Origin of the sequence: Brevundimonas sp., from assembly GCF_004210735.1 — a bacterium.
In the GTDB taxonomy this organism is placed as follows: domain Bacteria; phylum Pseudomonadota; class Alphaproteobacteria; order Caulobacterales; family Caulobacteraceae; genus Brevundimonas.
In genome coordinates this window covers 1-6,699 of record NZ_SDZL01000091.1, presented here as the reverse complement: position 1 = coordinate 6,699, position 6,699 = coordinate 1, and the positions used below count along the sequence as shown (strand labels likewise).

At 68.1% G+C, this 6,699-nt stretch carries 7 protein-coding genes; 3 read left to right on the top strand and 4 right to left on the bottom strand.

The genetic code is table 11. The features are described from left to right. From EON91_RS13640 to EON91_RS13630, 3 genes are all read right to left on the bottom strand, one after another. Nucleotides 1-225, bottom strand: a 225-nt coding sequence (locus EON91_RS13640; RefSeq protein ID WP_292095804.1) for an iron chelate uptake ABC transporter family permease subunit, incomplete at its 3' end; no start/stop codon positions are given. Further along, complete coding sequence (locus EON91_RS13635) at nucleotides 222-938, bottom strand: ABC transporter substrate-binding protein (protein ID WP_292095802.1); 717 nt, start codon at nucleotides 936-938, stop codon at nucleotides 222-224. The genes EON91_RS13635 and EON91_RS13640, both read right to left, overlap by 4 nt. A gap of 77 nt (nucleotides 939-1,015) precedes the next feature. Then, on the bottom strand, nucleotides 1,016-1,648 hold the full coding sequence (locus tag EON91_RS13630; RefSeq protein ID WP_292095800.1) for a TetR/AcrR family transcriptional regulator: 633 nt from the start codon (nucleotides 1,646-1,648) through the stop codon (nucleotides 1,016-1,018). Nucleotides 1,649-1,808: 160 nt separating this feature from the next. Here EON91_RS13630 and EON91_RS13625 point away from each other — a divergent pair, with 160 nt between their 5' ends. From EON91_RS13625 to EON91_RS13615, 3 genes are read left to right on the top strand one after another with little or no spacing between them, the layout of a single operon-like run. After that, the gene (locus EON91_RS13625) at nucleotides 1,809-3,185 is read left to right on the top strand and encodes a glycosyltransferase family 2 protein (protein ID WP_292095797.1); all 1,377 of its coding nucleotides are present in this window, start codon (nucleotides 1,809-1,811) and stop codon (nucleotides 3,183-3,185) included. Between the two features lie 16 nt (nucleotides 3,186-3,201). Next, a complete protein-coding gene (locus EON91_RS13620; protein ID WP_292095794.1) occupies nucleotides 3,202-4,098 on the top strand; it encodes a class I SAM-dependent methyltransferase in 897 nt (298 codons plus the stop codon). Continuing rightward, on the top strand, nucleotides 4,098-4,895 hold the full coding sequence (locus tag EON91_RS13615) for an RNA methyltransferase (protein WP_292095793.1): 798 nt from the start codon (nucleotides 4,098-4,100) through the stop codon (nucleotides 4,893-4,895). Before EON91_RS13620 ends, EON91_RS13615 begins: the two co-directional genes overlap by 1 nt. On the opposite strand, the gene EON91_RS13610 is transcribed toward EON91_RS13615, so the two are convergent. Further along, nucleotides 4,892-6,544, bottom strand: coding sequence for a M28 family peptidase (locus tag EON91_RS13610; protein ID WP_292095790.1), 1,653 nt, complete (start codon nucleotides 6,542-6,544; stop codon nucleotides 4,892-4,894). The genes EON91_RS13615 and EON91_RS13610 overlap by 4 nt on opposite strands. Between the last annotated feature and the right edge of the window lie 155 nt (nucleotides 6,545-6,699).

The following is a 6,699-nucleotide window of genomic DNA, read 5'->3' as shown; positions in this document are numbered from 1 at the left end:
GTCAGGTGCTGTGGCAAGTGCGGCCGCCCCGACCATGAAGGCGCAGATCGCGCGGGGCGCCCGCACTTGCCACAGCACCTGACCGGGCGCCGACGACGGATCACGCAGCGCCTCCAGATAGGTGGCGAACGACAGACTGGCTTCGCCCAGCAGGACGGCGACGACGATAGCGATCAGCGCCCCGCTCGTCAGGCCTCCGATCAGCCTGCGCTCGGCCGCCCTCATTGGCCCTGCTCCGCCAGCATGACGGCGGCGTCCGCCGCAAACCACGCGGGACACGTCAGAGCGGCGGCGGGCAGACGCGCTGCGACCTTGCCCTGTGACGCCTTGCGCACGACCGGATGCCGCCCCGGCCCGCGCCAGTCGGAACGGACCTGTTCAAAGAAGCCCAGCACGAACCGCGCGGGCGGCTCCAGCGCGATCCGCTCGACGCTGACCGGAGCAAAGCCGGGCCCCGCCAGATTGGCGAATCCGGCTGCCCGGAAGATGGCGTCCATCAGCGTGCCGGCCCCGGCCGTGAACCCGCCCGCCGTCAGATACAGCGCCGTTCGGTCGGGCGCCGCGGGCCGCCTGGCGCGCACCAGCTTGCGATCCATCCGGGCGATCAGGGCCTCGCCGCGTGCGGACTGGTTCAGACCCGCAGCCACGGCGCGGATGTTGTCGCGCACGCCGGACATCTCGGTCTGGTCGGGAATGGTTACAACTCGGACGCCTCGCCGCTCCAGCGCGCCCAGCATCCTTTGATCGCCGCCCCAGTAGCGGACCACGACATCCGGGCCGAAGCCTATGGCCGCCTCAAGCGTCGGCCGGACGGTGCGCCGCCCACGGGCGTCGTCCCGCATCCAGGAATCCGGCGCATGAGCGCGGGGCGACAGCGCCAGTTCGGCGTCTGGCGCCAAAGCCAGGACATACTGATCGGCGCACTGATCCAGCGTCATGATCCGAAGCGGCTGCGCCGCAACCGCATTCGCCGCCGTCAGAAAAAGACCGGCCGCCGCCCCCCCGAGCCCGGCTCTCACGAGCGGAAGAGGCCGTCGAACAGGGCATCCAGCAAGGTTCGGCTCAGCAAATCGCGATCCACCCAGTCAAAATAGGGCTTGGTGATCATCAACGAGACGACCCCGTGATTGCCCGCCCACAGGGCCTGGGCCACGGCGCGGGGGTCGCCTTTTACACGGCCCGCGGCGGCCGCTTCACCCACCACGGCTTCGAACGAGCGGAACAGTTCGGCGCCCAGTTGCTGGGCCGCTGTTTCGGCGCCGTCCCGCGCCTCGACCGGGCGGGTCAGGTAGATCAGGCGATAGGCGTTCGGATTCTCGAACCCGAAGGCGACATAGCCCTCCATCATTCGACGCAGCTTTTCTTCCGGCGCCGCCTGCTCGTTCAGGATCCGGCGGTGGGAGGCCAGCAGCGTGTCAAAGGCCGAGCGGCAGATCTCGTGCAGGATCTCGCTCTTCTCGGCGAAATGCATGTAGAGCGCGGTCGAGGACAGGCCCACCTCGTCCGCGATCTTGCGGATCGTTGCGCCCTCATAGCCGTGCTCGACGAAGATTCGCTCTGCAGCGGCGAGGATTTCGGCGCGGCGAACATGGCCCTCGCCCTTGGGCTTGCGCGCCGAACGTGGACTGGCGGTCGTGGCGGAGGACAATCGAGGCTCCCGAACTAGGCGTCCGTGATAGCGCTATTCCCGCTCCGGCGCCATTCGTTGGCATTACTCGCTTGCCGTGTGCCGCCGGCGCCGCTAGCGGTTGAGAATGGCGGAGGGGGCTCCATCAGGCAGGTTCGACACGGGCGCGCATGACCGGCGTGTGCGCCTCGCCATGGCCGACAGCGCGGCGCGACCGGGCCTGACGAAGGGGCAATGGATTGCGGTGGCGATACTGGCCATCGCTCTGATCTCGGCCATCGTGATTGCGCCAGGCGGCACCGGGCTGACGCTGGTGCTGCTGGTCGGGGCCGGATTTGTGGCCTGCGCGCTGTGGCGCCTGCTGCTGGTGATGACGCCCAGAAGCAATGTCCAGCCCGTCGAGCCCCTCGCCGAATGGCCCCGCTATACCGTGCTGGCCGCCTTGCATGACGAGGCGGCGGTCGTGCCGCAGTTGATCGCCCGCCTGTCCCGACTGGATTATCCCGCCGACAAGCTGGAAGGCTTCCTGCTGCTGGAAGCGCACGACCGCGCCACGATCGCTGCGGCCAACCTGTGCCAGCGGCCCGACTGGCTGCAGATTCTGGTGGTCCCTTCCGGCCAGCCGCAGACGAAGCCCCGGGCGCTGAACTGGGGATTGCTGCATGCGGCGGGAGACCTGGTCACCGTTTATGACGCCGAGGACGACCCCGACCCGCTGCAACTGAAAGAGGCAGCCGCACGGTTCGCGGCAGAGACCGCCTCGATGGCGTGTCTGCAGGCGCCGCTGCGGATCCGGTCGCGGTTGCGGGCGCGAACGGCCGCGCCGTTCCTGGATCGCCAGTTCGCCGCTGAATACGCCGCCCTGTTCGAGGTCATCCTGCCCGCCATGGCGCGACTGGGTCTGCCTTTTCCACTGGGCGGGACCAGCAACCATTTCCGGGTCGATGTGCTGAGGGCCGTCGGCGGCTGGGACGCCTGGAACGTGACCGAGGACGCGGACCTGGGCTTTCGCCTTTGGCGGCATGGCTGGCGGCTGGGCATGATCAGCCGGCCCACCTATGAGACCCCGCCAGAGCGGCTGGAGGTCTGGCTGCCCCAGCGCACCCGGTGGCTGAAGGGCTATCTGCAGACGGTGATCGTTCATCTGAGGAAGCCGCTGGGACTGGGACCGCGTGGGCTGCTTGCTCTGACCATGACGCTGGGGATGGCGCTGCTCGCCGCGATGACCCACGCGCCGTCTCTGGCCTGGATCATCAGTGGGGTGTTGATCTCGGTGCGGGCCGGCATATCGCCGGATCTGCCGTTCCATGCCCTGGCCGTTCTGGCGATGGGCGCGATCTCGGCCTGGGGAACCTGTTATCTGGGCGCGCGGCGAGCGGGCATCCGTTATGGGCCGCTCGAGATGGCTTCGGCGCCGGCCTACTGGTCATTGCTGACGCTGGCGCTGATCCAGGCGATCTGGCGGCTGATCCGCGAGCCTCATGTCTGGGACAAGACCCCGCATCAGCCCGATACCGCCGACGAAGCCATCCCGGTGGCTGGACGCGGCCCGGCCTGAACCCTATCAGCGGAACATGCCGCCGGTTCTTTCCCCCTCGCCCGAAACCCTCGTCACCCGGGGATGGTCCGATTACGCCCTGCTGGACAGCGGCGACGGCCGCAAGCTGGAACGCTATGGCCGCTATACCGTGGTCCGGCCCGAGCCTCAGTGCTTCTGGGCGCCGCGCGATCCGGCGGCGTTCGAGCGCGCCACCGCCGTGTTCGACCCGCAGCAGGAAGAAGAGGATGCCGGTCGCTGGCGCTTTGACGCACACGGGCCCATCGACGCCTTCCCGCTGAAATGGCGCGATGTGCGCTTCACCGGCCGGTTCACGCCGTTCCGGCACCTGGCCTTCTTCCCCGAGCAGGCGGCGAACTGGGAATGGCTGGATGCCCGCATCCGCACGCTGGACCAGCCCCGCATCCTGAACCTGTTCGGCTATACCGGCGTGGCCAGTCTGGCGGCGTCGGCCGCCGGCGCCGTCGTGACCCATGTCGACGCCTCGAAGAAGTCCCTCGCCTATGCCCGCGAGAACGCCGAGGCGTCGGGCTTGTCCGACCGGCCGATCCGCTGGATCGTCGAGGACGCCCGCAAATATGTGGCCCGCGAGGTGCGTCGCGGCGTCAAATACGACGGCATCATTCTGGACCCGCCCAAATACGGGCGCGGCCCGACGGGCGAGGTCTGGCGGCTGTTCGAGGACCTGCCCGGCCTGCTCAAGGATTGCGCCGCCCTGCTGTCGGACGATGCGTCATTCCTGCTGCTGAACGCCTATGCGGCGCGGATTTCGGGCCTGTCGCTGGCGCATCTGATGGCCGAGGCGACCCATGATCGCGGCGGGCGGATCGACTGGGGCGAACTGGCCCTGTCCGAGGACGGCGACCAGGCGCGGGCCATCGGCCTGAGCTTCTTCGCCAGATGGAGCGCCTGATGTCGGACCGCGTCATCACTTCGCTGACCAATGACACGATCAAGTCGGTGCGCGCCCTGCACATGCGCAAGGAGCGCGAGGCGACTGGCCGATTCCTGGCCGAAGGGCTGAAATTCATCGGCGAGGCGCTGGATCAGGGCCGCGCCCCGGTCATGCTGCTGGTCGGTGAAGAAGCGCGCCCTCACCCGCTGCTGGATTGCGCCAAAAACGAGACGCGCAACGCGGGCGGACAGGTCATCGTCGTCACCCACGCCATCCTGGAAAAGATCAGCCGACGCGATAATCCGCAGACTGTGCTGGGCGTGTTCGAACAGGCGTTCACGCCGCTGTCGGCGATCCGCCCGGACAGCGCGCCGTGCTGGGTCGCGCTGGAGCAGGTGCGCGATCCCGGCAATCTGGGCACCATCATCCGCACGGCGGACGCGGCAGGATGTGGAGGGGTCATCCTGATCGACGACTGCGTCGATCCCTTCTCGGTCGAGGCGGTGCGGGCGACCATGGGCTCGGTCTTCGCCGTGACCATTTCAAAGGCGACGACCGAGGAATTCCTGGCTTGGCGCGCCGACTGGCCAGGCAGCGTCATCGGCACCCGGCTGGACGCCACGCACGGCTATCGCGATGCACCGGTCAAGACGCCGGCCCTGATTCTGATGGGTAACGAACAGGCCGGCCTGACCGACCGCCTGGCCGCCGCCTGCGACCTGAACGTCAAGATCCCCATGCGCGGCCGTGCCGACAGCCTGAACCTGGCCATCGCCACGGGCGTGATGGTCTATGCGGTGACGGACGCGGCCTAGCGCCGCTGATCCGCCGTTTGGGCGCGAATGACGCCGAAGTCGACGCCTTCCTTCCACTCGGGCCACCGCCGGGAGTTGGCCAGGTCGCGCGCCAGCTCATAGGTCAGCGTCAGGTTCTGCCGCGCCGCGCCCAGGTTCAGGTCGGGCCGCCACTCGTCGTCCAACTCGTGGTAGAACAGCTCGTTCAGCCGCGCGATCTCCGCCACACCGGCTTCCCGACCGCCGACAATCAGGTCGGAGCCCCCATCGAAATACAGGGCGGGCACGCCCTTCTCGGCGAAGCTGACGTGGTCGGAGCGGTAATAGAATCCCTCTTCCGGATGGGTGTCGGGGATCGCCACCCGACCATCAGCGGTCAGCGCCGCGATCAGGTCGTCCTCAAGCGTCGATTTGCCGAAGCCGATGATCTCGACGTCGCGCGTCTCGGTCGTCAGCGGAATCATATCCATGTTGAAGTTCGCAGCCGTGGTGGCCAACGGATAGATCGGATGCTCGGCGTACCACTGGCTACCCAGCAGGCCGCTTTCCTCGGCGGTGACACTCAGGAAGACGACCGATCGCTCCGGACGCGGACCGGCGGCGAACAAGCGCGCCAGTTCGATCAGAGCGCCCGTGCCCGAAGCATTGTCCCAGGCGCCGTTATAGATGCTGTCGCCGTTCGCATCCGGCGTCGCCGCCACGCCCAGGTGGTCCCAGTGGGCGCTGAACAGCACGGTCTCGTCCGGCCGGGTGCGTCCCGGCAGCCGGGCGACGAAATTGTAGGAGCGAATGGGGGTGACATCGTAATCCGCCTTGATCGACAGCCGGGCGTTGCCGATGGGGGCGGCGGTCATCGGGCCGGCGGCGGCCTGGGCCTGCAACGCCGAAAGGTCGAGGCCTTGGGCGTTGAACAGTTCGACGACGGCCGGACCGCGCATCGAGCCGCTGAACTGAAGCTGCGGCGCCTCCGACTTCAGTCGGATGTAGGGACGCGGAGGCGGCGTCGGGGCGACGACAGGAGACGCAGGAGCGCCGGCGGGGGCAGCTACCACTGGCGGAGCGGTCGCGGGGAAAGAGATCGCCCCAACGGCGCCACGTGCGAGATATTGTGCGTTCTTGGTTCCCCCCCGTCCGTGATTGGTGCGGGCGTGCCCCTCGAACAGGCCTTTGTCCGAGCGGTCGTCCGGCTCACCGGCCAGATAGACCACGATCTTGCCGGTCAGGTCCGCGCCGGCCAGATCGTCCCAGCCCAGCTCCGGCGCATGAATGCCGAAGCCGACGAAGATGAGGGGCGCATCCCGCACATCGACCTGACCAGAGCCCTGGCCGGTGGCGAGACGGATCGAACCGCCGTCGAGCGCCGTCCGAACGTCGCCACTGAGCAGCGCGATCTGCGGCGCGGACGAAGGCAGGAAGCTGAGCAGGTCGACCGGTTGCAGCCAGCCGCCATTCTCGCCGCCCGGCTCAAGCCCCAGCGCCGCATACTGGGCGGTCAGGTACTCCAGCGTCTTCGTCTCGCCCGCCGTGCCGGGCGCCCGCCCCTCAAAGCTGTCATCCGACAGAATCCGGATGTGCTGCGAGATGTTGTCGATCGACAGGACCGCATCCTGCGCCAGAGCCGGTCCAACCATCGCCAGGAACGCCGCCCCGGCCATCAACACACAACGCATCGCAATCCCCTCAGAGTTTGAGCGACAAGAAACACGGTCCGGGCGTGCCTACAATGGCCTAGGTTCCGCGCGGCTTGGCCCGGCTGGTGGGCTGGGCGTCGGCGGGGTTTTCGGGCCAAGCCGCGCGGAACCTAGGCCATTGTAGGCACGCCCGG